Origin of the sequence: Pseudomonas rhodesiae (assembly GCF_013285305.1) — a bacterium.
Lineage (GTDB): Bacteria > Pseudomonadota > Gammaproteobacteria > Pseudomonadales > Pseudomonadaceae > Aquipseudomonas > Aquipseudomonas rhodesiae.
The window spans coordinates 2,702,201-2,724,177 of record NZ_CP054205.1; the positions used below are offsets into that span (position 1 = coordinate 2,702,201).

Sequence of the window (21,977 nt, forward strand, 5' to 3'; positions counted from 1 at the left end):
GCCTATCGTCCCGTATGCCCGCCCCCAAGGGCATCCGATGAAAACACTGGCCAAACTTCCCGTCACCATCGTTACCGGCTTCCTCGGCTCGGGCAAAACCACCTTGCTGCGCCATATGCTCGACAACGCTCAGGGCCGTCGCATTGCGGTGATCGTCAACGAGTTCGGCGAGTTGGGCATCGACGGCGAGATCCTCAAACAGTGCTCCATCGGCTGCACCGAGGAAGAAGCCAACGGCCGCGTGTATGAACTGGCCAACGGCTGCCTGTGCTGCACAGTGCAGGAAGAGTTCTTTCCGGTGATGCGCGAATTGGTGGCGCGCCGTGGCGACCTCGACCATATCCTGATCGAAACCTCGGGCCTGGCCCTGCCAAAACCTTTGGTTCAAGCCTTCCAGTGGCCGGAAATCCGCAGCGCCTGCACGGTTGACGCGGTAATCACCGTGGTCGACAGCCCAGCCGTGGCCGCCGGCACTTTTGCTGCGTTCCCGGATCAGGTCGATGCCCAGCGCAAGCTCGACCCGAACCTGGACCACGAATCGCCGCTGCACGAACTGTTCGCCGACCAACTGGCCAGCGCCGACCTGGTGATCCTCAACAAGTGCGACCTGATCAGCCCCGATGACCTGGCCCGTGTGCGCCTGGAAGTCGCCGAAGAACTGCCGCCGGCGGTGAAGATCGTTGAAGCCAGCAGCGGTCGCTTGCCCCTGGAGGTGCTGATCGGCCTGGGCGCAGGCTCTGAGGAACACATCGACGCGCGTCACAGCCATCACGACCACCACCACGAAGGTGAAGACGATCACGACCACGACGCGTTCGACTCCATCTCCATTGATCTGCCACAGGCCGACGAAGCGCTGCTGCTCGACGCCCTGACGCAATTGGTGGTGCAGCACGGCATCCTGCGCGTCAAAGGTTTCGCCGCTATCCCCAACAAACCGATGCGCCTGCTGATCCAAGGCGTGGGTACCCGTTTCGACAAACACTTCGACCGCGCCTGGACGGCCGACGAGCCGCGCACCACGCGCCTGGTGCTGATCGGTCAGGACCTGGACGCCGCCGGACTCGAAGCGCAACTGCGCGCCGCGCTCAGCGTTTAACCCATGCACCTGCTCAGGACTCAGCCCGGCGGTTTTGTCGCGGACGACAATATCGCCGACCTTGGCCAGACGCCCGCCGAACTGGTGGTCCTGTGCAGTGGCGACTCCAGCTTGGCGCTACTGGCCGAAGCAGCCCGGCAACTGCCCGACGACTACCCCAGCCTGCGCCTGGCCAACCCCATGCAGGTGCAGAACCATGCCTCGGTGGACCTGTACGTCGACGAGGTACTGCGCCACGCAAAAGTCATTCTGATTTCGCTGCACGGCGGTATCGGTTACTGGCGCTATGGCGTCGAGCGCCTGGCGGAGCTGGCCGAACGTGGGGTGACGTTGATTCTGGTGCCGGGGGATGATCGCCCGGACCCGGAACTCAGCGGCCTGAGCACGGTTGACGCCGAACAGCGCGACCGCTTGTGGCAGTTCCTGCGCCAGGGCGGGTTGGGCAATGCGCTGGATTTCTATCGCTGCCTGGCCAGCGCTCACCTGGGCCGTGACTATGCCTGGGCCGAGCCCCACACCTTGCCGCGCACGGCGATTTATCACCCGTGCCACGCCACCCCACGCTTGAGCGATTGGCAGGCGGATTGGCGCGCCGAGTGGCCGGTGGCGGCGGTGCTGTTCTATCGCTCCCACCTGCAGGCGGCCAATACCGGCTTTATCGATGTGTTCTGCCAGCGTCTGCAAACGGCGGGGCTTAACCCGTTGCCAATGGCGGTGGCGAGTTTGAAGGAGCCTGGCTGCCTGACGGTGGTCGAGGATCTGCTGGACGAGGTCGGCGCGGCGGTCATTCTCAACACCACCGGCTTTGCTCAATCCAGCCCGGAGGCGCCGCATTTACGCCCGTTTCGGCGCAATATCCCGGTGATCCAGGCGATCTGCGCCCAGGACAATCAGCCCGGCTGGGAGGCCAGCGAACAGGGCCTGGGGCCCCGTGACCTGGCCATGCACATTGCCTTGCCGGAGCTGGATGGACGCATCATCAGCCGGCCGATCAGCTTCAAGGATTTGGCCTGGCGCAGCGAGCGCAGCCAGTCCGACGTGGTGTGCTATCGCGCCGCGCCCGAGCGCATGGATTTCGTCGCCGAACTGGCGCGGCGCTGGGTCGAGCTGGCGCGGGTGCCGAATGCGGAAAAACGTATCGCCCTGGTGCTGGCCAACTACCCGACCCGTGACGGTCGCATCGGCAACGGCGTCGGCCTGGACACTCCGGCGGCGGCGCTGAATATCCTGCGCGCGCTGCAAACCGAGGGCTATCCGCTGCCGGATCGACTGCCCGACAGCGGCACGGCGTTGATCCATGAACTGCTCGGTGGCGTGACCAACGACCTCGACAGCCTGGACCTGCGCCCTTGCCACCAGAGCCTGGGCCTGGACGAGTACGAGGCGTTGTTCTTGCGCTTGCCCGAAGCCAACCGCCAGGCCGTGTTGCAGCGTTGGGGCGCGCCGCAGCAAGACCCGATGTGCCGCGATGGCCGCCTGATGATTGCCGGCTTGCGCCTGGGCCTGACCTTTGTCGGTATCCAGCCGGCGCGCGGCTATCAGGTGGACGCCAGCGCGGTGTACCACGACCCGGACCTGGTGCCGCCCCATGGCTACCTGGCGTTCTACTTCTGGTTGCGCCATACCTATGGCGCCCATGGCGTGATCCACGTCGGCAAGCACGGCAACCTGGAATGGCTGCCGGGCAAGGGCGTGGGCCTCTCGGAGCACTGCTGGCCGGATGCATTGCTGGGGCCGCTGCCGAACATCTATCCGTTTATCGTCAACGACCCGGGCGAGGGCGCCCAGGCCAAACGTCGTACCCAGGCGGTGATCATCGATCACCTGATGCCACCGCTGACCCGCGCCGAAACCTACGGTCCGCTGCGCGACCTGGAGCTGCTGGCGGACGAGTATTACGAAGCGCAATTGCTCGACCCACGCCGCGCTCGCGAGTTGCAGAAAGACATTCTCAAACTGGTGCGCGAAACCCGCATCGACCAGGAACTGCAGCTGGACGGCGATGCCGATGCCGCGATTTGGCTACCGCGCCTGGACACCTACCTGTGCGACCTCAAGGAATCTCAGATTCGCGACGGCCTGCACATCTTCGGCGAATCGCCCCAGGGCCGTTTGCGCATCGACACATTGCTGGCCTTGCTGCGCATTCCGCGCGGCGACGGGCGTGGCGCGCAATCGAGCCTGCTGCGCGTGTTGGCCAAGGCTTTCGCGCTGGGCTTCGACCCGCTGGACTGCGCCCTGGCCGAACCCTGGACCGGCCGGCGCCCCGAGGTGCTGCAAGGCATTGATAGTCAGCCTTGGCGCACCGCTGGCGATACCCGCGAGCGCCTGGAGCTGTATGCGGCGCAGTTGATCGAGCAAGCCTTGGACGGCCCGCTGGCGGTATTGCAGGCACCGGGCTGGGAAGAGGTGAGTGCGGTGATCGACAACCTGCGCAGCGTCGTCGCGCCGCGCCTGGACGCCTGCGGCCCAGCGGAAATGCGCGGCTTGCTGGATGCGCTGAGCGGTCGCTTCGTGCCGGCGGGGCCCAGCGGTGCGCCGAGTCGCGGGCGCCTGGATGTGCTGCCCACCGGGCGCAATTTCTTCAGCGTGGATGTGCGCAACCTGCCCACCACCACGGCCTGGCGTATCGGCTTCCAGTCGGCCAACCTGATTCTGGAGCGGCACCTGCAAGATCATGGCGATCACCTGCGTCAGCTCGGCCTGTCGGTATGGGGCACCGCTACGATGCGTACCGGCGGCGACGATATCGCCCAGGCCATGGCGCTCATGGGCGTGCGCCCGGTCTGGGCCACCGGCAGCCAGCGGGTGGACGACTTCGAGATCCTGCCGATCAGCCTGCTGGACCGCCCGCGCGTCGATGTGACCTTGCGCGTGTCGGGGTTCTTCCGTGATGCCTTCGCCAACCTGATCCGCCTGTTCGACGCGGCGGTGCAGGCGGTGGCAGCGCTGGACGAACCGGACGATATGAACCCGCTGGCCGCCAAGGTGCGCAGCGAGCGTGAGGCATTGCGTCAATCCGGGCTGGACGACGACGCGGCAGCCAAGCAGGCCGGTTGGCGCATCTTCGGTGCCAAGCCGGGGGCCTATGGCGCGGGGGTGCAGGGCGCGATTGATGGGCGTTTGTGGCAAAGCCGTGCGGACCTGGCCGAGGTCTACCTGAACTGGGGTGGCTACGCCTATGGCGGGTCCGACGAGGGCACCGCTGCCCGCGAGCAATTCGCCCAGCGCCTGAGCCAGGTGCAGGCGGTGGTGCAGAACCAGGACAATCGCGAACACGACCTGCTTGATTCCAATGACTATTACCAGTTCCAGGGCGGCATGCTCGCCGCTGTGGAAACCCTGAGCGGCGACAAGGCCGCCAGCTACCACGGTGACCACAGCCAGCCGGACCTGCCGAAGATTCGCACCTTGAAGGAAGAGCTGAACCGGGTGATCCGCGCCCGCGCCGCCAACCCCAAGTGGATCGAAGGGGTGAAGCGTCATGGCTATAAAGGCGCGTTCGAGATGGCGGCCACCGTGGACAATCTGTTCGCCTTCGACGCCACCACGGCGCTGATTGACGATCATCAATATGCCTTGCTTGCCGATGCCTACCTGCTCGACCCCGACACCCGGGCGTTCGTGCAGCAACACAACCCCGACGCATTGCGCGACATGACCGAGCGCATGCTCGAAGCCCAGCAGCGCGGCCTCTGGCAGGCGCCAGGTGCTTACCGTGACGCCTTGGAAAACCTGTTGCTGGATATAGAAGAAGACAGTCAATGACCGATATTCCCCATTTCCCGCTGTCCGCCGTGGTCGGCGCCGATGACCTGAAACTGGCGCTGTGCCTGGCGGCTATCGATCCCAAGATCGGCGGCGTGCTGATCGAAGGTCCGCGCGGCATGGCCAAGTCCACCCTGGCCCGTGGCCTGGCCGATCTGTTGGCCAGCGGTCAATTCGTGACGTTGCCGCTGGGGGCCACCGAAGAACGCTTGGTGGGCACCCTGGATCTGGACGCCGCGCTGGGCGAGGGGCGTGCGCAGTTTTCCCCGGGCGTGTTGGCCAAGGCCGATGGCGGTGTGCTGTATGTGGATGAAGTGAATTTGCTGCCCGATCATCTGGTGGATTTGCTGCTGGACGTGGCCGCCAGTGGCACCAACCTGATCGAGCGCGACGGCATTTCCCACCGCCATTCGGCGCGCTTTGTACTGGTCGGCACCATGAACCCGGAGGAGGGCGAGTTGCGCCCTCAACTGCTGGACCGCTTCGGCTTCAATGTGGCGTTAAGCGGGCACACCTTGCCGGCCGAGCGCGGGCAGATCCTCCGGCGCCGCCTGGATTTCGACAGCAATCCCGCCGCCTTTTGCACCGAGTGGGCCGAACAGCAGGCAGCGTTGCGCGAGCGCTGCACTCAGGCGCGGGCGCGGTTGGACAGTATCGAGCTGGATGATCAGGCCCTGGCGCAGATTACCGAGCGCTGCTTTGCCGCCGGTGTCGATGGTTTGCGTGCTGACCTGGTCTGGCTGCGCGGCGCTCGGGCCCATGCGGCGTGGCGGGGCGCTGATGAGATTGCCGAGGAAGACATCGAAGCCGTCGCGGAACTTGCCTTGCGCCATCGTCGCCAGGAGCCATCTCCACCGGCCAGCCCACCCAGCCAGGCACAGTCGCCGAAACCTTCGGACAGCTCGCCCGCTCAAGGCCAATGGGGCGATATGCCCGCGCCGGCCCTGCCTACCGGCACTCGCCGAGACGTGCCCACCTGGCCAAAAAAGCCCTAGGCATCCGCCCCCGACCTGACGCGGGGACGGATGCCCGCCCCAAGGTCGGGCGACTGGACAATGGCAGGCAAGGCAAGGCGCGCAGTGCCCGGCAGGGCTCGATCAACTGGCCCGGTACTTTGCTCGGCGGCCGGCCGCATTCCCGTGAAGACCTGTGCTACCACCTGCGCAGCCGCGCGGCCCACGAGTTGTGGCTGGTGATCGTCGATGCGTCGGCGTCCACCCGGCGGCATCGTGCATTAACCGACGCTAAGGGGTTGCTCGCTCAGCTGTTTGACGACGCCTACCGGCAACGCGCACGCATGGCCTTGTTGACCGCCAGCGGCCAGGCGCCGAAGTGGCAGGTTCAGGGGTTGAAAGCAGCCAAAAACCTGGCCGGCTGGCTGGACCAGTTAGGCGCGGGCGGTGGTACACCATTGCTGGCGGCGCTGGCGGAGGCCGGGCATTGGCTGGCGGTGAGACGCAAGCGTCATCCCGCTGAGCAACAGCGTTTATTAGTGATCACGGATGGGCGGCTCAAGGACATTGCGGGGTTGCCGCCGTTGGACTGTGCGGGGTTGCTGGTGGATATCGAGCGCGGGCCGATCAGACTGGGGCGGGCCCAGGAGTTGGCGGCTGGGTTGCAGTTGGATTATCGGCATATCGATGAGTTGTAGTGTCGGTGTCGCCGCTATCGGGGGCGAGATCCCACCCACACTCGACAGCATTCCAAAGGGTGTACTCGGTCAAATGTGGGAGGGGGCTTGCCCCCGATGACGCACTCACATACACCACACCCTCCATCAGCCAGCCCCCGGCACATTCGGCCAAAGGTCGGCCACCAGAAACAAGCGCTCGGCTTCCTCCCAATCCCCGCCGTTCCGCACCATGCGCACGAGCAACTGCGCGGGCGCCATCGGATCAAGGTCGGCCAGCCAGGCCTGCATCTGTTCCTCGCTCCACACCTCGTCCGCCGGGTAGTGCGCCGGCGCCAGCCACGCATGGCGGGGCAGGGGTTGCCAGCGTCCGGGCGCGCTGACCGCGACAAAATCCCGCCAATCGCGCTGATGCAACCAACGTCCGCGCAGGTGCTGAGGGTGAGCGCCCGTCGGTGGTTCGGCCAGGCCGGGCCAGGGATAGAGCAAATACCCGCCCAGCCACAAGTGCGCGTCGAACTGCTGAATATCCAGCGCCGCCAAAGCTTCGCGGCTCTCGGCCCGTGCTGAAATCGGCAGTTGATGCTGGGCCAGGTGCGCCAGTTTGCGGTCGAGGCGGTCGTGACAGCCGGGGCCCAGCCATTGTGCGGTGTCCTGGCCGTTGCCGTGCTGCGGGCCGAGATAGAGCTTGATCGCCAATTCCAGGTGATGCACGCCGTCGCGGTCGCGCAGCAGCATGTCCAGCTCACCGAGGGTATGCCCGGCGCGGCGGATCGGCAGGTTGGCGGCCAGCAATTCCACGCCCGGCGCATGCTGCACGGCAAATTGCCACAAGCGTTCGTAGTACAGCCCCAAGCGCCGCGTGCGCGACAGGCTCAACCAGTGCTGCAAGGCCCGGCTGTCCTGGTCTAGGCTGCGCAACCAGTGGGCGAGCCGATCCGGTGCTTGCACCCAGTCACTGCCGGCCAGCGGGTGACGCTGCGGCCAGGGCGCGCGGGCTAGCATCGGCGGGGCGAGGATCACCCACGCCAAGTCGCGCACCTCCGGGTGGCGCAGTTGGCGGGGCAGGTTGAGTAGATCGGGGAACACAGTCATGGTCCGAGCATAGCCGTTTAACCGCGCAGAAGGGGGCTGAGAACCGTTGTCATCAAGGCTTCGCGGCGACAAAGGATTTTGCCTGGCGCGGCCTTTCGCCCATAATCGGGGTTTTTCGCCACACCCCAATCCCGCAGGAGCCCCATGGAGCAATTTCGCAATATCGGCATTATCGGTCGCCTGGGCAGTACCCAGGTGCTGGACACCGTCCGCCGGCTTAAGAAGTTTCTGCTCGAGCGCCACCTGCATGTGATCCTCGAAGACACCATCGCCGAAATCCTGCCGGGCCACGGCCTACAGACCTCGTCGCGCAAGATGCTCGGCGAAGTATGTGACATGGTGATTGTGGTCGGCGGCGACGGTAGCCTGCTGGGCGCAGCCCGGGCGCTGGCGCGGCATAACGTGCCGGTGCTGGGGATCAACCGGGGCAGTCTGGGGTTTCTCACCGATATCCGCCCCGATGAGCTGGAAGTCGAAGTGGCCAAGGTGCTCGACGGCCAATACCTGGTGGAAAACCGTTTCCTGCTGCAAGCCGAAGTGCGTCGCCATGGTGAAGCCATCGGTCAGGGCGATGCGCTCAACGATGTGGTACTGCACCCTGGCAAGTCCACACGCATGATCGAATTCGAGTTGTATATCGACGGCCAGTTCGTGTGCAGCCAGAAAGCCGACGGCCTGATCGTCGCCACGCCCACCGGCTCCACCGCGTATGCGCTGTCCGCCGGCGGCCCGATCATGCACCCCAAGCTCGATGCCATTGTGATCGTGCCGATGTATCCCCATATGTTGTCCAGCCGACCGATTGTGGTCGATGGCAACAGTGAGCTGAAAATCGTGGTGTCCAAAGACATGCAGATCTACCCGCAAGTCTCCTGTGACGGGCAGAACCATTTCACCTGCGCCCCCGGTGACACCATCACCGTGAGCAAAAAGGCACAGAAGTTGCGCTTGATCCACCCGCTGGATCACAACTACTACGAAGTGTGCCGTACCAAGTTGGGCTGGGGCAGCCGCTTGGGGGGTGGAGGCGACTGATGCTCGATCCCGCGCGTAGCTACGACCTGATTGGAGACGTGCACGGATGCGCGCATACCCTTGAGCACTTGCTCGACCAGATGGGTTATCACAAGCAGGCCGGCACCTGGCGCCATCCGTCGCGCATGGCGGTGTTCCTCGGCGATATCATCGACCGTGGCCCACGCATCCGCGAAGCGCTGCATATCGTCCACGACATGGCCGAAGCCGGCCAGGCGCTGTGCATCATGGGCAATCACGAGTTCAATGCCCTGGGCTGGGCCACACCGGCGCCGCCTGGCAGTGGCAAGCAGTACGTGCGCGAGCACACCCCACGGCATGAGCGCTTGATCCACGAGACCTTGACCCAGTTCGAGCAGCATCCGGCCGACTGGCACGACTTCCTCGGCTGGTTCTACGACATGCCGCTGTTTGTCGATGCCGGGCGTTTCCGCGTGGTGCATGCGTGCTGGGACGACAGCTTTATCCAGCCGCTGCGCGCCACATTTCCGGACGGCTGTATCGACCCGCACTTCCTGCAGGCCGCCGCCGTGCCTGGCAGTTTTGCCTGCAATGCCTTTGACCGCCTGTTGCGCGGCACCGATATGCGCCTGCCTGACGGCCTGACGCTGACCGGCGGCGACGGCCTGACGCGCTCGTTCTTCCGCACCAAGTTCTGGGAAGACGACCCCAAGACCTACGGCGACATCGTGTTCCAACCCGATGCGCTGCCCGAGCCGGTGGCGCGCACGCCGTTATCGCCCCATGAAAAGAACTCCCTGCTGCGCTATGGCGCCGACGAGCCGTTGCTGTTCGTCGGCCACTACTGGCGCAGTGGCAAACCGGCGCCGATTCGCCCCAACTTGGCCTGTCTGGATTACAGCGCGGTGCTGTATGGCAAGTTGGTGGCCTATCGATTGGACCAGGAAACTCGCTTGGACCCGCATAAGTTCGTGTGGGTCGATGTCGAGCGGCCGGAGGTGATCCTATGAGTACCGTGGCCGTATTACGCTTGCCCCTGAGCGTCGACCTGGGTGGTTTCGTCAAATTGCTGCAACGCATGCAAGTGCCCCATCGCGTGAGTGAAGAGGCCGGTGAGCAAGTGTTGTGGGTGCCGGAAAGCATCAGCGATGACGTGCGCGTGTTGTATCAACGCTTCCCGGCCGGCGATCCAGACCAGCAGTTGGACATTCCCGAACAGGCTCCCGTGACCCGTCCCGGTTTCCTCCAGCAAGTGCGACATAGCCCGGTGACCGCGTTGGTGCTGCTGGCGAGCCTGGTGGTGGGCGCGCTGACCCTGCTGGGCGACAACCTGCAGGCCATGAGCTGGCTGAGCTTTCTGCCGTTCCGAGTGCTGGGCGACTACATTCAGTTCACCCCTTTGGCCGACAGCCTGGCGTCGGGGCAGTGGTGGCGGTTGGTCACACCGATGCTGTTGCACTTCGGCATTCTGCACCTGGCCATGAATGGCATGTGGTACTGGGAACTGGGCCGGCGCATCGAAGCGCGCCAGGGCAGTATCAACCTGCTTGGCCTGACCCTGCTGTTCAGCCTGGTTTCCAACTACGCGCAATACGCCTACGGCGGCCCGGGCCTGTTCGGCGGGTTGTCCGGCGTGTTGTATGGCCTGCTCGGGCATTGCTGGATCTATCAACTGTTGTCGCCCAACCCGGCCTATCGCCTGCCCCGTGGGGTGCTGGCGATGATGCTGGTGTGGCTGGTGCTGTGCCTGTCGGGGTTGGTCTCGATGATCGGCTTCGGCGAAATCGCCAACGCGGCCCATGTGGGTGGGCTTGTGATCGGTTGCTTCACCGGCCTGCTGGGCGGGCTCTACAGCCGCCGTAAAACGCCAATTAATTAAAGGAAGAGCCTCCATGTCCTCTTTTGCTGAAATGATCGAAAACATCACCCCGGACATCTACCAGAGCCTCAAGCTCGCCGTGGAAATCGGTAAATGGTCCGACGGCCGCAAACTCACCGCCGAGCAGCGCGAACTGTCGTTGCAGGCGATGATCGCCTGGGAAATCCAGAACCTGCCGGAAGACCAGCGCACCGGCTACATGGGCCCGCAGGAATGCCAGTCGAAGTCGACCACCGTGCCGAATATCCTGTTCAAGTCGGACGCGATCCATTGATTGAAATCGGTCGCGGTGCAGTCAGCAAAATGTCGGCGAAACTCGGTGAGCCGACCGTTCTATATGCGTTTCGTCTGGGCGATACCGAAGTGCCGGTCAACCCGTTGATTGGCACCCACGTGCGCCTGGAATACCTCGGTGCCATTCATTGCAGCCATTGCGGGCGCAAGACCAAGACCAGTTTCAGCCAAGGTTATTGCTACCCGTGCATGACCAAACTGGCCCAGTGCGACCTGTGCATCATGAGCCCCGAGCGCTGCCATTACGACGCCGGCACTTGCCGTGATCCGAGCTGGGGCGAGCAGTTCTGCATGACCGACCACGTGGTGTACCTGGCCAATTCCTCCGGGATCAAGGTCGGCATCACCCGCGCCACCCAGCTGCCGACGCGTTGGCTGGATCAGGGCGCCAGTCAAGCGTTACCGATCATGCGCGTGGCTACGCGCCAGCAGTCCGGTTTTGTCGAAGACTTGTTTCGCAGCCAGGTGGCCGATAAGACCAATTGGCGGGCATTGCTCAAGGGCGACGCGGCCAGCGTGAACCTCAAGCAAGTTCGTGACGAGCTGTTCGCCGCCTGTGCCGAGGGCTTGCAGGGGTTGCAGGAACGCTTTGGCCTACAGGCCATCCAAACCATTGCCGACATCGAACCGATCGAAATCCGCTACCCGGTCGAGCAGTATCCGGCCAAGATTGTCAGCTTCAACCTGGACAAGAACCCGATTGCCGAAGGCACGCTGCTGGGGATCAAAGGCCAATACCTGATCTTCGACACCGGCGTTATCAATATTCGCAAGTACACGGCCTACCAGCTCGCCGTGCATCAGTAGAAGGATGCCCACCATGCGCACCGAACAACCCAAGATGATCTACCTCAAGGACTATCAGGCGCCGGACTACCTGATCGACGAGACGCACCTGACCTTCGAGTTGTTCGAGGACCACAGCCTGGTCCACGCGCAGTTGGTGATGCGCCGCAATCCCGAGCGCGGCGCCGGCCTGCCGCCGCTGGTTTTAGATGGCCAGCACCTGGAGCTGTTGAGCGTCAATTTGGGTGACAAGGAACTGACCGAGGCTGACTACCAGCTGACCGACAGCCACCTGACCCTGCACCCGACCCACGACAGCTTCACGCTCGACACCAGCGTGCGCATCCACCCGGAAACCAATACCGCGTTGGAAGGCCTGTACAAATCCGGCGGCATGTTCTGCACCCAATGCGAAGCCGAAGGCTTTCGCAAGATCACCTACTACCTCGACCGCCCGGACGTGATGAGCCGGTTCACCACCACGGTGATCGCCGAACAGCACAGCTACCCGGTGCTGCTCTCCAACGGCAACCCGATCGCCAGCGGCCCCGGTGAAGACGGCCGTCACTGGGCGACCTGGGAAGATCCGTTCAAGAAACCCGCGTACCTGTTCGCCCTGGTGGCCGGCGACCTGTGGTGCGTCGAAGACAGCTTCACCACCATGACCCAGCGGGAAGTGGCGCTGCGCATCTACGTCGAGCCGGAAAATATCGACAAGTGCCAGCACGCCATGACCAGCCTGAAAAAATCCATGCGCTGGGACGAAGAAACCTACGGCCGCGAGTACGACCTCGACATCTTTATGATCGTGGCGGTCAATGACTTCAACATGGGCGCCATGGAGAACAAGGGCCTCAATATCTTCAACTCCAGCGCCGTGCTGGCCCGCGCCGAGACCGCCACCGACGCCGCGCACCAGCGGGTCGAAGCGATTGTCGCCCACGAGTACTTCCACAACTGGTCGGGCAACCGCGTGACCTGCCGCGACTGGTTCCAGTTGTCGCTCAAGGAAGGTTTCACGGTGTTCCGTGACTCGGGCTTCTCCGCCGACATGAACTCGGCCACGGTCAAGCGCATCCAGGATGTGGCCTACCTGCGCACTCACCAGTTCGCCGAAGACGCCGGCCCCATGGCCCACGCCGTGCGCCCGGACAGCTTTATCGAGATTTCCAACTTCTACACCCTGACCGTGTATGAAAAGGGTTCGGAAGTAGTCGGCATGATCCACACCTTGCTCGGGGCCGAAGGCTTCCGCAAAGGCAGTGACCTGTACTTCGAACGCCACGACGGCCAAGCCGTGACCTGCGATGACTTCATCAAGGCCATGGAAGACGCCAACAACGTGGACCTCAGCCAGTTCAAACGCTGGTACAGCCAGGCCGGCACGCCGCGCCTGGCGGTGAGCGAGTCCTACGATGCTGCCGCCAACACCTACAGCCTGACGTTCCGCCAGAGCTGCCCGCCGACTCCGGACAAGATGGAAAAACTGCCCTTCGTGATCCCGGTGGCACTGGGCTTGCTGGACGGCAAGGGCGCCGACCTGCCGCTGCGCCTGGCGGGCGAGGCCGCAGCCGCTGGCACCTCCCGCGTGCTGTCGGTGACGCAAGCCGAGCAGACCTTCACCTTCGTCGATATCCCAGAGCAGCCATTGCCATCGCTGCTGCGCGGCTTCTCGGCGCCGGTGAAGCTGAGCTTCCCCTACAGCCGTGATCAACTGATGTTCCTGATGCAGCACGACAGCGACGGCTTCAACCGTTGGGATGCCGGGCAGCAACTGTCGGTGCAGGTGTTGCAGGAGCTGATCGGCCAGCATCAGGCCGGGCAGCCGCTGCAGTTGGATCAGCGTCTGATTGACGCGCTGCGCACGGTGCTGACGGACGAAACCCTCGACCAGGCCATGGTCGCGGAAATGCTCTCGTTGCCGAGCGAAGCCTATCTCACCGAGATCAGCGATGTGGCGGACGTGGACGCCATCCATGCCGCCCGCGAATTTGCGCGCAAGCAACTGGCCGACCACTTGTTCGACACCCTGTGGCTGCGTTATCAGGCCAATCGCGAATTGTCGCGCCAGACCCCTTATGTGGCCTCGGCCGAACACTTTGCGCGACGCGCCTTGCAGAACATTGCGCTGTCCTACCTGATGCTCAGCGCCAAGTCCGAAGTGCTGGCGGCAACCCTGGAACAGTTCGACGCCTGCGACAACATGACTGAGCGGCTGACGGCGTTGGCGGTGCTGGTCAACTCGCCGTTCGAGGCGGAAAAAGCCCAGGCGCTGGCGGTGTTCGCCGAGAATTTCAAGGACAACCCGCTGGTCATGGACCAGTGGTTCAGCGTGCAGGCGGGCAGCACACTGCCGGGCGGGCTGGCGCGGGTCAAGGCGTTGATGGAGCACCCGGCTTTCACGATCAAAAACCCGAACAAGGTGCGTGCGCTGATCGGCGCCTTTGCCGGGCAGAACCTGATCAACTTCCACGCCGCGGACGGTTCCGGTTACCGCTTCCTGGCGGACCTGGTGATCCAGTTGAACGTCCTCAACCCTCAAATCGCGGCGCGCCAATTGGCACCGCTGACCCGCTGGCGCAAGTACGACAGCGCGCGCCAGGCGCTGATGAAGGCCGAGCTGGAGCGCATCCTCGCGTCCGGCGAGTTGTCCAGCGATGTGTACGAAGTGGTCAGCAAGAGCCTGGCGTAAGGGGCCGGCGCGTTGTCATCCCCGTTCGCTCACCCCTTAATGAGATGAGCAGGCTTTTTTTGTGGTGAGCGGGCTTGCCCCGCGCCGGGCTGCGAAGCAGCCCTATCAAAACACCGCAACACCTCAGCAAACCGCAGGCATTTGCTACTGACAAGTTCTGTCAGTAGCAGGTGCTAAACTGCGGCATCTTTTCCCGCCTGAGTCATCAACTTGTCCCGCACCACTCGTTTACTGACCTTGCTGCAGGCTCTGCGTGGGCGCAAGCGCCCAGTGACGGCGGCCGCGCTGGCGGCGCAGTTGGAGGTATCCGAGCGCACGCTGTACCGCGACATCGCTGAGTTGACCGCACTGGGCGCGCCGATTTTCGGCGAGGCCGGGGTAGGGTACGTGTTGCGCAGCGGCCTGTTCTTGCCGCCCTTGATGCTCAACGCCGAGGAAACCGAGGCGATCGTGCTGGGTTTGCGCTATGTGGATCAGCGTGGCGATGACGTGCTCAGTCGCGCCGCCGCCAACGCCTTGGCGAAAATCGCCGATGTGCTGGACCCTGCCGCTCAAGAAGCCTTGCGCAACCCGACCCTGTTGCCGGGCCCGCCGGGGTTCGGCTATCCGGAAAACCGCGTGCCGCTCAATGTGTTTCGCGGGGCGATCAGCCAGCAGAGCAAGCTGCACATCGATTACGCGGACGCCAGTCAAACCCAGAGCCAGCGCCTGATCTGGCCGCTGGCCCTGGGTTTTCTGAATGAGGTGCGGGTGGTCGTCGCCTGGTGCGAGTTACGCGGCGCCTATCGCACCTTTCGCACCGACCGCGTGGCCAGCGCCGAGGCCCGTGGCGAACGCTATCCGGGCCGCCGCAGTGACTGGTTGCGGGCCTGGCGCAAGCTGATGGAGCAGGATGAAAGCGGCCGTTTCACTCCTGACAAAAACTGACACAACGCTGGCTTAGCATGGCCTTACAAAATCAACCGACAGGAGTTGTGCCATGCCCCTTACCGAACTGGCCCCGGCTATCGCCACCTATATCGAAGCGACCAATAGCCGCGACACCTCAGCGGTGGCCCAATGTTTTGCCGAAGACGCCAACGTGTTCGATGAAGGCCAGCATCAGGTCGGCACCGCCGCCATTGCGCGCTGGATGGAGGACACGGCCCAGCGCTACCAGCCGCGGGTCGAGGTACTTAAGGTGCAGCATCGCACGGGGAAGGTGCTGGTCAGCAACGTGGTAACCGGTAATTTTCCGGGCAGCCCGCTGGAGTTGCGCTACACCTTTCGCTTGAATGAGCAGGGCAAGATTTCACGCCTGGATATTTCCGTGTAGGTCATACTGGCGGGCATGACTTTCGACTCGCCTCTAGCGGCCTACCAACACGCCATCACCCAGCAGGGCTTTGTGACCGACGCCGCCCAGCGCCGCGCGGTCGATGCCCTGCAAGCCTGCCATCAGGCCCTGCATCAGGGCCGCGCGCCGATCAACGGGGTTTACTTATGGGGCCCTGTGGGGCGCGGTAAAACCTGGCTGATGGACCAGTTCTATCAAAGCCTGCGTGTCCCCGCGCGGCGCCAGCATTTTCATCACTTTATGGGCTGGGTGCATCAGCGTCTGTTCCAATTGAGTGGCACACCCGACCCGTTGCAGGCTCTGGCGCATGAACTGAGTCGTGAGGTGCGAGTACTGTGCTTCGATGAATTGTTCGTCAACGATATCGGCGATGCGATCATCCTGGGCCGCTTGTTCCAGGTCATGTTCGAGGCGGGTGTGGTGATGGTCTGCACCTCCAACCAGCCGCCCGATCAGTTGTATGCCGAGGGTTTCAACCGCGAGCGCTTCCTGCCGGGCATCGCCGCACTCAAGCGGCATATGCAGGTGGTGGCGGTGGACGGTGACGAGGATCACCGTCTGCACCCCGGCGTCGGCCTGCAGCGTTACTGGGTCAACCAGCCGGAGGCGCTGGCCGAGGTATTTGGACGTCTGGCCGCAGGGCAGGCGGTGGTCAGTGGGCTGATTAACGTCGGGCATCGCCGCATCGTCGCGGTGCGCGCCAGCGACCGTGTGCTGTGGTGCCGTTACGCCGATCTGTGCGAACAACCCTTGGCGGCGATGGATTTTATGCTGCTGTGCGATCGCTACAGCGCGATCCTGCTCGGCGAAGTCCCTGAGTTGAGTGCCCGCAAGCGGCCTGGCCGGATTGCCCGTGGCACCGAAGATGCGGCCCAGCGCGTGCTGGCCGGTGATCGCGAACTGCCGGCGTTGTCGGTGCACGATGACAGCGTGCGGCGTTTTATCGCCCTGGTGGATGAATGCTACGACCGCAAGGTGCCGCTGTTCATCGAGGCCCGCGTCCCGTTGGAGCGCCTTTACACCGAGGGCTACCTGGAATTTCCGTTCCGTCGAACCTTGAGCCGCTTGCGGGAAATGCAGCTACAGCGTTTCGGCGCGACCTCGTAGGAAAAGCCCCCGAAACCGCCCGGCAGACGCTTTTGATGGGTAAAACCTTCGCGCTTTCATGCGCGGATTTGTAGTTAATCTCCTTCATCTGCGGCTGACGCCGTGCGTACAATCGTGCCTCTCAAAGGGAGCTGATTCCCTTGTTGTTGCTATCGAGGACGGAAATGGACACCCCTGACATCCTGGTGCTGCAAGCCAGCTACACCAATCCCGTGCATGCCGAGGCGATCGCCACGTTACTCAACCATTACGCCGAAGACCCCATGGGTGGCGGCCATGGCCTGCCAGCTGACTTGCTGGAGCAACTGCCGGCGGAACTGGCCAAGCGGCCCCATGCATTCAGCGTGCTGGCATTTGTCGGCGGCGAGCCCGCAGGGTTGATCAACTGTTTTGAAGGGTTCTCCACGTTTGCCTGCCGACCGTTGGTCAATGTGCATGATGTGGCGGTGATGGAGCGTTTTCGCGGGTTGGGGTTGAGTCAGAAAATGCTGCAGAAGGTCGAGGAAATCGCCCGCCAGCGTGGCTGCTGCAAGATCACCCTGGAAGTACTTGAAGGCAATGCAGTGGCGCAGGCGGCTTATCGCAAGTTCGGCTTTGATGATGCGGTGTTTGATCCGGCCCATGGCCGCATGCTGTTCTGGAATAAACCGCTGTAATAAAAAAGGCGCCATTGAATGGCGCCAAGTTAACCATTGCCAAAGGAGCGAAATGACAAAGGGAGCTGCGGATTAACGCCCGATTAAATTAACCCTTGGGTTGCTGTTCAATACCGGATTGTTCGACAGGCGTGTTCTTCAAGTCTCTACCGTCAGCAGCTGCGGTTTGTTGTTGCAGAGGGCCGTGAGTCTGTTCCTGAATAAAGGCGAAGTTGTTGTAGAACTCCTTCGAGCGCTCTGAACCGCCCTCGGCAAAGGCGGCGGCGGAGGTCAACGTCATCAGGCTGGCGAGCATCAGGGTGGAAAGTTTCATGGTGGTGTTCCCATTAAGTGTGATCGGTATTCGCTCGCTCCCTGATCGAATGGATGGGGCAACTATGGGGGCGTGTCATTAAGTGGGAATTAACCTGAGGCGCACCCGAAGTTAACTTTTTTATTAACTTCGGGCGTCGAGCTTAAAGCTTCCAGTCCAGGGCCAAGGTAACCGCGCGAGGGTCGCCCCAGTACACGCCGTTATAGAAACCGACGCGCTCGTAGTACTTTTGATCGAATAGATTGTTGATGTTCAACGATGCCGATAGATGCTCGTCGACTTGGTAGCGCGACATCAGGTTGACCACGGTGTAAGCCTGCTGCGTGATCTTGTCGCGGGTAGTGATCAGCTCGCCATCGGCATTCCGTTCCCCCGTGGGCCGATTACCGAAATCGTAAATCTCGCTCTGCCAATTCACCGCGCCGCCCACGGTAAGCTTGCGCCATGCGCCTGGCAGGCGATAAGCGCTGGACACCTTCAGCAGGTTCAGGGGCTGGCCGGTGTTGTTGCGTGTGCCCGCGCCGTTCACCGAGTGGGTGTAGGTGTAACCCGCCGTAAGGTTCCAGTCCGGCATGATCTCGCCGGCAACCTCCAGCTCGAAGCCGTTGACCTTGTTGCCTTTGCCGCCGGACTTATAGTACTCCTCGCCGGTGGCCGGGTTCGGCGCCACCGAGTAGTCGCGTTCCGCGACGTTATCCTGGGTGCTCCAGAAATACGCGGCGGCCAGGTTCACGCGCTCATTGAGCACGCTGCCCTTGAGGCCGACTTCATAGTTACTGCCCACCACTGGCTCCAGGTATTTCTTGTTGGCATCCCGCAGGCTTTGCGGTTTGAAGATATCGGTGTAGCTCGCGTAGACGGTGTACTCCGGCGTCAAGTCATAGAGCAGCCCGGCGTAGGGCGTCCACATATCGTTGTGGGTCTGGCGGGTCTTGTCGTTGGCGGTCAGTTGGTTGTTGGCATCGTAGCTCGGGGCCGCGCTTTCCAACTCCCAACTGCCGTAGCGACTGCCCAGTACGGCGTGCAGGCGCTCGGTCAGGCTCAGGCGCGTGGCCAGGTAACCGGCCTTTTGCTGTTTGCTGCTGTGTTCGCCCTTGAGGTCGGTGACCGTGTCGGTGAACTTGGGGATGCCGCCCATGTATTTCCAATCTTCAATGGTGTAGTAGCTGTCATCCAGGCGGCTGCGCATAAACGGCGACACGTCGCGCTGGGCCGCTTCGCCGTAGCCCATCATCAGTGCATGTTCGCGCCCCAGCAGCGCATAACTGCCGGCCAGGTTCAGGTCAACGGCTTCCATTCTCGAAGTGCCGCGCATGTGGCTGGCCCAGGCGCTCATGCCGCTGCGGTCGTCGTTGGGGAACCCCGCGCCGCCGTAGTACACCTTGCCGTCCGTGTCGCTCTGCCGATGGGTATAGGCGGCTTTCAGGTGCCAGTCGCCTGCCAGGCGATGATCCAGGGTCGCGAAGGTGGTTTTGTCGGTCAGCGGCCAGGAGCTCCAGTGCGCCGCCATATTGGTCGAGCGCGGCAGCCTGGCCTTTTCGCCCCGGCTGTTCCAGTAGGGCACGGTGCCCCAGGAGGTGCCCTGAACCTGCTTGTCCTGGTAATCGAACCCCACGGCCAACACGGTATCGTCTGACAGGTCACCTTCAAGAATGCCGTAGCCGACCGAGCGCTGCAGCGCATAGTTATCTCGGAACGACTGGCTGTCGCGGTAAGCCAGCACCGTGCGCCCGCGTAGGCGACCGTCGAACGCCAGCGGACCGCCGACGTCCAGGTAGCTGTAGTAATTGTCATGGCTGGCACCGCTGACGCCGGTTTTCGCCTGCCATTGGGCGGTAGGGCGCTTGCGCACCATGTTCACGGTGGCCGAAGGATCGCCCGCACCGGTGGTCAAGCCCGTTGCACCGCGCACCACTTCGATACGGTCGTAGATGATGGTGTCGGCGTCGGATTTCATATAGCCGAACGTATTGAGCATCCCGTCGATCTGGAAATTGCTGATGCCATAGCCACGGGAAGAGTAGGCCACTCGGTCGGAGTCGTTGTGCTGCACGTTGATGCCGGTGGTCTGGCGCAGCACGTCGGTCAAGGTATTGAGGTTGAAGTCGTCCATCTGCTGGCGAGTGATTACCGAGATCGACTGCGGAGTGTCCTTGACGGACAGGTTCAGGCGCGTGGCGGTGTTCATCGAGCCGGTGGTGTAGGACCCGGTGTGCTCGGTGGTGGCGCCGAGGCCATCCGCGGTGATGCTGGTGGCTTGCAACTCCAGCGGTGTTGGGTCGCTATCGGTTTCAGCCAGCAAGTCAGGACTCAGCAACACACCAAACACGCTGAGCGAAAAGGACATGGAACGGGTGAAAGGCGCGATCATCGCGGAAGACTCCTTGTCGTCTTTGCGGCCTTTTCGGTATGAAAAGGCCATGGCTCAAAGACGAAAGGAGCAGGGCAACTTTAGGCTTAAACGAGAATGATTGTTATCTTTCTGTTACAAGGCCGGTGTTTCCTGTAGCACCACTTCAGTGGCGGCGGCTTTCTTCGGTTTGATCAGGCTGAAGTCGATCAGCGGCTTTTGCTGGCGCTGATAGGGGTCGCCAATCAGCAGCGGGCGCGGTTTGAAGCTGTCACTCACCAGGCTTTTGCTGCGGTCCAACTCAGTGGAGCTCAACCCGGCCAGGTCGGCCCAGGTGTGAATCAACTGTGAGCTGCTGTAGGGCCGCTGCAGGTCGCCGGCAAAATTCCAGCTGTGGCTTTCGCGCCATTTCGGCGAGGCGTAGGCCATGAACGGAATGGTGTACATCGGCGCCGTCGGCTTGCCTTCATTACGGCCCAAAGTGCTGTGGCCGGCGGAGTCGAATACGTCTTCGCCATGGTCCGACAGGTACAGCAGGAAGCCGTTGGGATCGGTCTTGGCGTAGTCCTTGATCAGGCTCGACACCACGAAGTCGTTGTACAGCACCGCATTGTCGTAGCTGTTGTAGGTCGGCAACTGATCGTCGCTGATGCCCGCAGGCACACCTTCACGGTCGGTGAACTTGTCGAAGCTCGGCGGGTAACGGTACTGGTAGCTCATGTGCGTGCCCAGCAGGTGCACCACGATGAACTTACGCTCGGCCGGATCGGCCAGGGCCTTGGAAAACGGTGCTAATACATCGCCGTCGTACTGACGGGCGTTCTGGTTGCGGTTGTTGTTCAAGTACACCTGCTCGTCGGCCTGTTCGGAAAAGGTCGTGAGCATGGTGTTGCGCTTGGTCATGGTCTGCTGGTTGGTGATCCAGTAAGTCTTGTAGCCGGCCTGTTTCATCATGCTGACGATGGATGGCGTCTTGAGGTACAGGTCAGGGTTTTCTTCGTCGGCGAAGGTCAGCACCTGCTGCAACGCCTCGATGGTGTAGGGGCGTGGGGTGATGACATTGTCGAACACGGCCAATTGGTCGCGCAGCTTGTCCAGCTCTGGTGTGGTTGCGCGTGGATAGCCGTACAGGCTCATGCGCTGGCGGTTGGTCGATTCGCCGATGACCAGCACCAGTGTCGACGGCTGGCCGGCGGCGGCGTCCTTGAGGTTGGTCAGCGGCGGGATCTGGCTGGCGCTGTGCAGCATGCCCTGCATGTTGTCCAGTTGTTCGGTGTAACGGCGGTAGGCCACGATCATCTGCCAAGGCACGGCCGGCTCGATGCGGGTTTCGAAGCGGTCGATGCCGTCGGCCAGGGTCTCGCTACGGGCAATCTGCTTGACCAGCGGGTAGCCGACAATGGCCACCAGGATCGCGGTTGCCGCCAGCAACGCCTGGCCGCGCGGCAGGTAGACCGGGCGCACGCGGGTCCATAGGAAGATGGCTAAGGCAGTGTGAGCAATGAACGCCAGTACGATCCACCAGGCGAAGTACTGGGTGAGGTATTCACCGGCTTCGGAGATGTTCGACTCGAACATGATAAAGATGACGCTCTGGGAAAATTCCTGCTGATAAACGAAGAAATATCCCAGACTGGCCATGGAACAGGCCCACAGCACCACGCCGATCACGGCGGCGAGTACACGGGTCTGGCGTGGAAAGACCAGCATCGGCGCGAGCCACAGGGCGCTCATGAAAAAGGCTTGGCGAAACCCGCTGAAACCCGAGGTGCCGCTGAGTTGGATCAGCAGTTGGGTAATACCCGAGAAGTACCAGAAAAACAGGAACAGCCAGCCAAGGCCAGCCCAATCAAAGCCTTTCGCAGACTTAGTGCTGCGTTTGAACGTTGCCATCCGGCGCTCCAACCCAAGAGTTTTCCAGTTGACGCGCAGAGCTGCACGCAACACCGGCCACCCTGGTTTTAAGGGGCGGCCTT

Annotated in this window: 18 protein-coding genes; 14 read left to right on the forward strand and 4 right to left on the reverse strand. The window is 62.7% G+C overall.

Annotation, left to right across the window (positions count from 1 at the left end):
* Positions 1–37 precede the first annotated feature (37 nt).
* From cobW to HRH33_RS12200, 4 genes are read left to right on the forward strand one after another with little or no spacing between them, the layout of a single operon-like run.
* Complete coding sequence (gene cobW / locus HRH33_RS12185; RefSeq protein WP_034097050.1) at positions 38–1,099, forward strand: cobalamin biosynthesis protein CobW; 1,062 nt, start codon at positions 38–40, stop codon at positions 1,097–1,099.
* A 3-nt stretch (positions 1,100–1,102) separates the two neighbouring features.
* On the forward strand, positions 1,103–4,867 hold the full coding sequence (cobN, locus tag HRH33_RS12190; protein WP_167417523.1) for a cobaltochelatase subunit CobN: 3,765 nt from the start codon (positions 1,103–1,105) through the stop codon (positions 4,865–4,867).
* On the forward strand, positions 4,864–5,862 hold the full coding sequence (locus tag HRH33_RS12195) for a magnesium chelatase ATPase subunit I (RefSeq protein ID WP_167417524.1): 999 nt from the start codon (positions 4,864–4,866) through the stop codon (positions 5,860–5,862). The genes cobN and HRH33_RS12195 overlap by 4 nt, the downstream gene beginning before the upstream one ends.
* Positions 5,863–5,915: 53 nt before the next feature.
* Entirely contained in the window at positions 5,916–6,518 is a 603-nt protein-coding gene (locus tag HRH33_RS12200; protein WP_167417555.1) for a vWA domain-containing protein, read from the forward strand.
* Between the two features lie 126 nt (positions 6,519–6,644).
* On the opposite strand, the gene HRH33_RS12205 is transcribed toward HRH33_RS12200, so the two are convergent.
* Positions 6,645–7,592, reverse strand: a complete 948-nt coding sequence (locus tag HRH33_RS12205; RefSeq protein ID WP_034137922.1) for a DUF1853 family protein — start codon at positions 7,590–7,592, stop codon at positions 6,645–6,647.
* A gap of 144 nt (positions 7,593–7,736) precedes the next feature.
* Between HRH33_RS12205 and HRH33_RS12210 the strand changes: the two genes are divergently transcribed.
* The 10 genes from HRH33_RS12210 to HRH33_RS12255 all read left to right on the forward strand — a co-directional run bounded on the left by HRH33_RS12210 (position 7,737) and on the right by HRH33_RS12255 (position 17,338).
* Positions 7,737–8,627, forward strand: coding sequence for an NAD(+) kinase (locus tag HRH33_RS12210; RefSeq protein ID WP_034097054.1), 891 nt, complete (start codon positions 7,737–7,739; stop codon positions 8,625–8,627).
* Entirely contained in the window at positions 8,624–9,598 is a 975-nt protein-coding gene (locus tag HRH33_RS12215) for a metallophosphoesterase (protein ID WP_162276718.1), read from the forward strand. The genes HRH33_RS12210 and HRH33_RS12215 overlap by 4 nt, the downstream gene beginning before the upstream one ends.
* Positions 9,595–10,467 (forward strand): rhomboid family intramembrane serine protease, encoded by an 873-nt coding sequence (locus HRH33_RS12220; RefSeq protein ID WP_034113188.1) that lies wholly within the window; start codon positions 9,595–9,597, stop codon positions 10,465–10,467. Before HRH33_RS12215 ends, HRH33_RS12220 begins: the two co-directional genes overlap by 4 nt.
* Positions 10,468–10,480: 13 nt before the next feature.
* The gene (locus HRH33_RS12225) at positions 10,481–10,741 is read left to right on the forward strand and encodes a YeaC family protein (protein WP_034097057.1); all 261 of its coding nucleotides are present in this window, start codon (positions 10,481–10,483) and stop codon (positions 10,739–10,741) included.
* Entirely contained in the window at positions 10,738–11,568 is an 831-nt protein-coding gene (locus HRH33_RS12230) for a DUF2797 domain-containing protein (RefSeq protein ID WP_167417525.1), read from the forward strand. The genes HRH33_RS12225 and HRH33_RS12230 overlap by 4 nt, the downstream gene beginning before the upstream one ends.
* 13 nt (positions 11,569–11,581) lie before the next feature.
* Entirely contained in the window at positions 11,582–14,239 is a 2,658-nt protein-coding gene (pepN, locus tag HRH33_RS12235; protein WP_167417526.1) for an aminopeptidase N, read from the forward strand.
* 210 nt (positions 14,240–14,449) lie between these two features.
* Complete coding sequence (locus tag HRH33_RS12240; protein ID WP_167417527.1) at positions 14,450–15,166, forward strand: helix-turn-helix transcriptional regulator; 717 nt, start codon at positions 14,450–14,452, stop codon at positions 15,164–15,166.
* A 52-nt stretch (positions 15,167–15,218) separates the two neighbouring features.
* A complete protein-coding gene (locus HRH33_RS12245; RefSeq protein ID WP_034137926.1) occupies positions 15,219–15,554 on the forward strand; it encodes a nuclear transport factor 2 family protein in 336 nt (111 codons plus the stop codon).
* Positions 15,555–15,569: 15 nt separating this feature from the next.
* Positions 15,570–16,682 carry a cell division protein ZapE gene (gene zapE, locus HRH33_RS12250; RefSeq protein ID WP_167417528.1) on the forward strand — a complete coding sequence of 371 codons (1,113 nt, stop codon included), beginning with the start codon at positions 15,570–15,572 and terminating at the stop codon, positions 16,680–16,682.
* A 164-nt stretch (positions 16,683–16,846) separates the two neighbouring features.
* On the forward strand, positions 16,847–17,338 hold the full coding sequence (locus HRH33_RS12255; RefSeq protein WP_034097063.1) for a GNAT family N-acetyltransferase: 492 nt from the start codon (positions 16,847–16,849) through the stop codon (positions 17,336–17,338).
* Positions 17,339–17,426: 88 nt separating this feature from the next.
* On the opposite strand, the gene HRH33_RS12260 is transcribed toward HRH33_RS12255, so the two are convergent.
* From HRH33_RS12260 to HRH33_RS12270, 3 genes are all read right to left on the reverse strand, one after another.
* Complete coding sequence (locus HRH33_RS12260; protein ID WP_034137928.1) at positions 17,427–17,651, reverse strand: hypothetical protein; 225 nt, start codon at positions 17,649–17,651, stop codon at positions 17,427–17,429.
* A gap of 142 nt (positions 17,652–17,793) precedes the next feature.
* A complete protein-coding gene (locus tag HRH33_RS12265) occupies positions 17,794–20,022 on the reverse strand; it encodes a TonB-dependent siderophore receptor (RefSeq protein WP_167417529.1) in 2,229 nt (742 codons plus the stop codon).
* 114 nt (positions 20,023–20,136) lie between these two features.
* Complete coding sequence (locus HRH33_RS12270; protein ID WP_167417530.1) at positions 20,137–21,894, reverse strand: phosphoethanolamine transferase CptA; 1,758 nt, start codon at positions 21,892–21,894, stop codon at positions 20,137–20,139.
* Between the last annotated feature and the right edge of the window lie 83 nt (positions 21,895–21,977).

Coding starts and splice junctions, on each gene's coding strand:
- cobW (WP_034097050.1), top strand. CDS start 38: ATGAAAACACTGGCCAAACTTCCCGTCACCATCGTTACCGGCTTCCTC.
- cobN (WP_167417523.1), top strand. CDS start 1,103: ATGCACCTGCTCAGGACTCAGCCCGGCGGTTTTGTCGCGGACGACAAT.
- HRH33_RS12195 (WP_167417524.1), top strand. CDS start 4,864: ATGACCGATATTCCCCATTTCCCGCTGTCCGCCGTGGTCGGCGCCGAT.
- HRH33_RS12205 (WP_034137922.1), bottom strand. CDS start 7,592: ATGACTGTGTTCCCCGATCTACTCAACCTGCCCCGCCAACTGCGCCAC.
- HRH33_RS12210 (WP_034097054.1), top strand. CDS start 7,737: ATGGAGCAATTTCGCAATATCGGCATTATCGGTCGCCTGGGCAGTACC.
- HRH33_RS12220 (WP_034113188.1), top strand. CDS start 9,595: ATGAGTACCGTGGCCGTATTACGCTTGCCCCTGAGCGTCGACCTGGGT.
- HRH33_RS12225 (WP_034097057.1), top strand. CDS start 10,481: ATGTCCTCTTTTGCTGAAATGATCGAAAACATCACCCCGGACATCTAC.
- pepN (WP_167417526.1), top strand. CDS start 11,582: ATGCGCACCGAACAACCCAAGATGATCTACCTCAAGGACTATCAGGCG.
- HRH33_RS12245 (WP_034137926.1), top strand. CDS start 15,219: ATGCCCCTTACCGAACTGGCCCCGGCTATCGCCACCTATATCGAAGCG.
- zapE (WP_167417528.1), top strand. CDS start 15,570: ATGACTTTCGACTCGCCTCTAGCGGCCTACCAACACGCCATCACCCAG.
- HRH33_RS12255 (WP_034097063.1), top strand. CDS start 16,847: ATGGACACCCCTGACATCCTGGTGCTGCAAGCCAGCTACACCAATCCC.
- HRH33_RS12260 (WP_034137928.1), bottom strand. CDS start 17,651: ATGAAACTTTCCACCCTGATGCTCGCCAGCCTGATGACGTTGACCTCC.
- HRH33_RS12265 (WP_167417529.1), bottom strand. CDS start 20,022: ATGATCGCGCCTTTCACCCGTTCCATGTCCTTTTCGCTCAGCGTGTTT.
- HRH33_RS12270 (WP_167417530.1), bottom strand. CDS start 21,894: ATGGCAACGTTCAAACGCAGCACTAAGTCTGCGAAAGGCTTTGATTGG.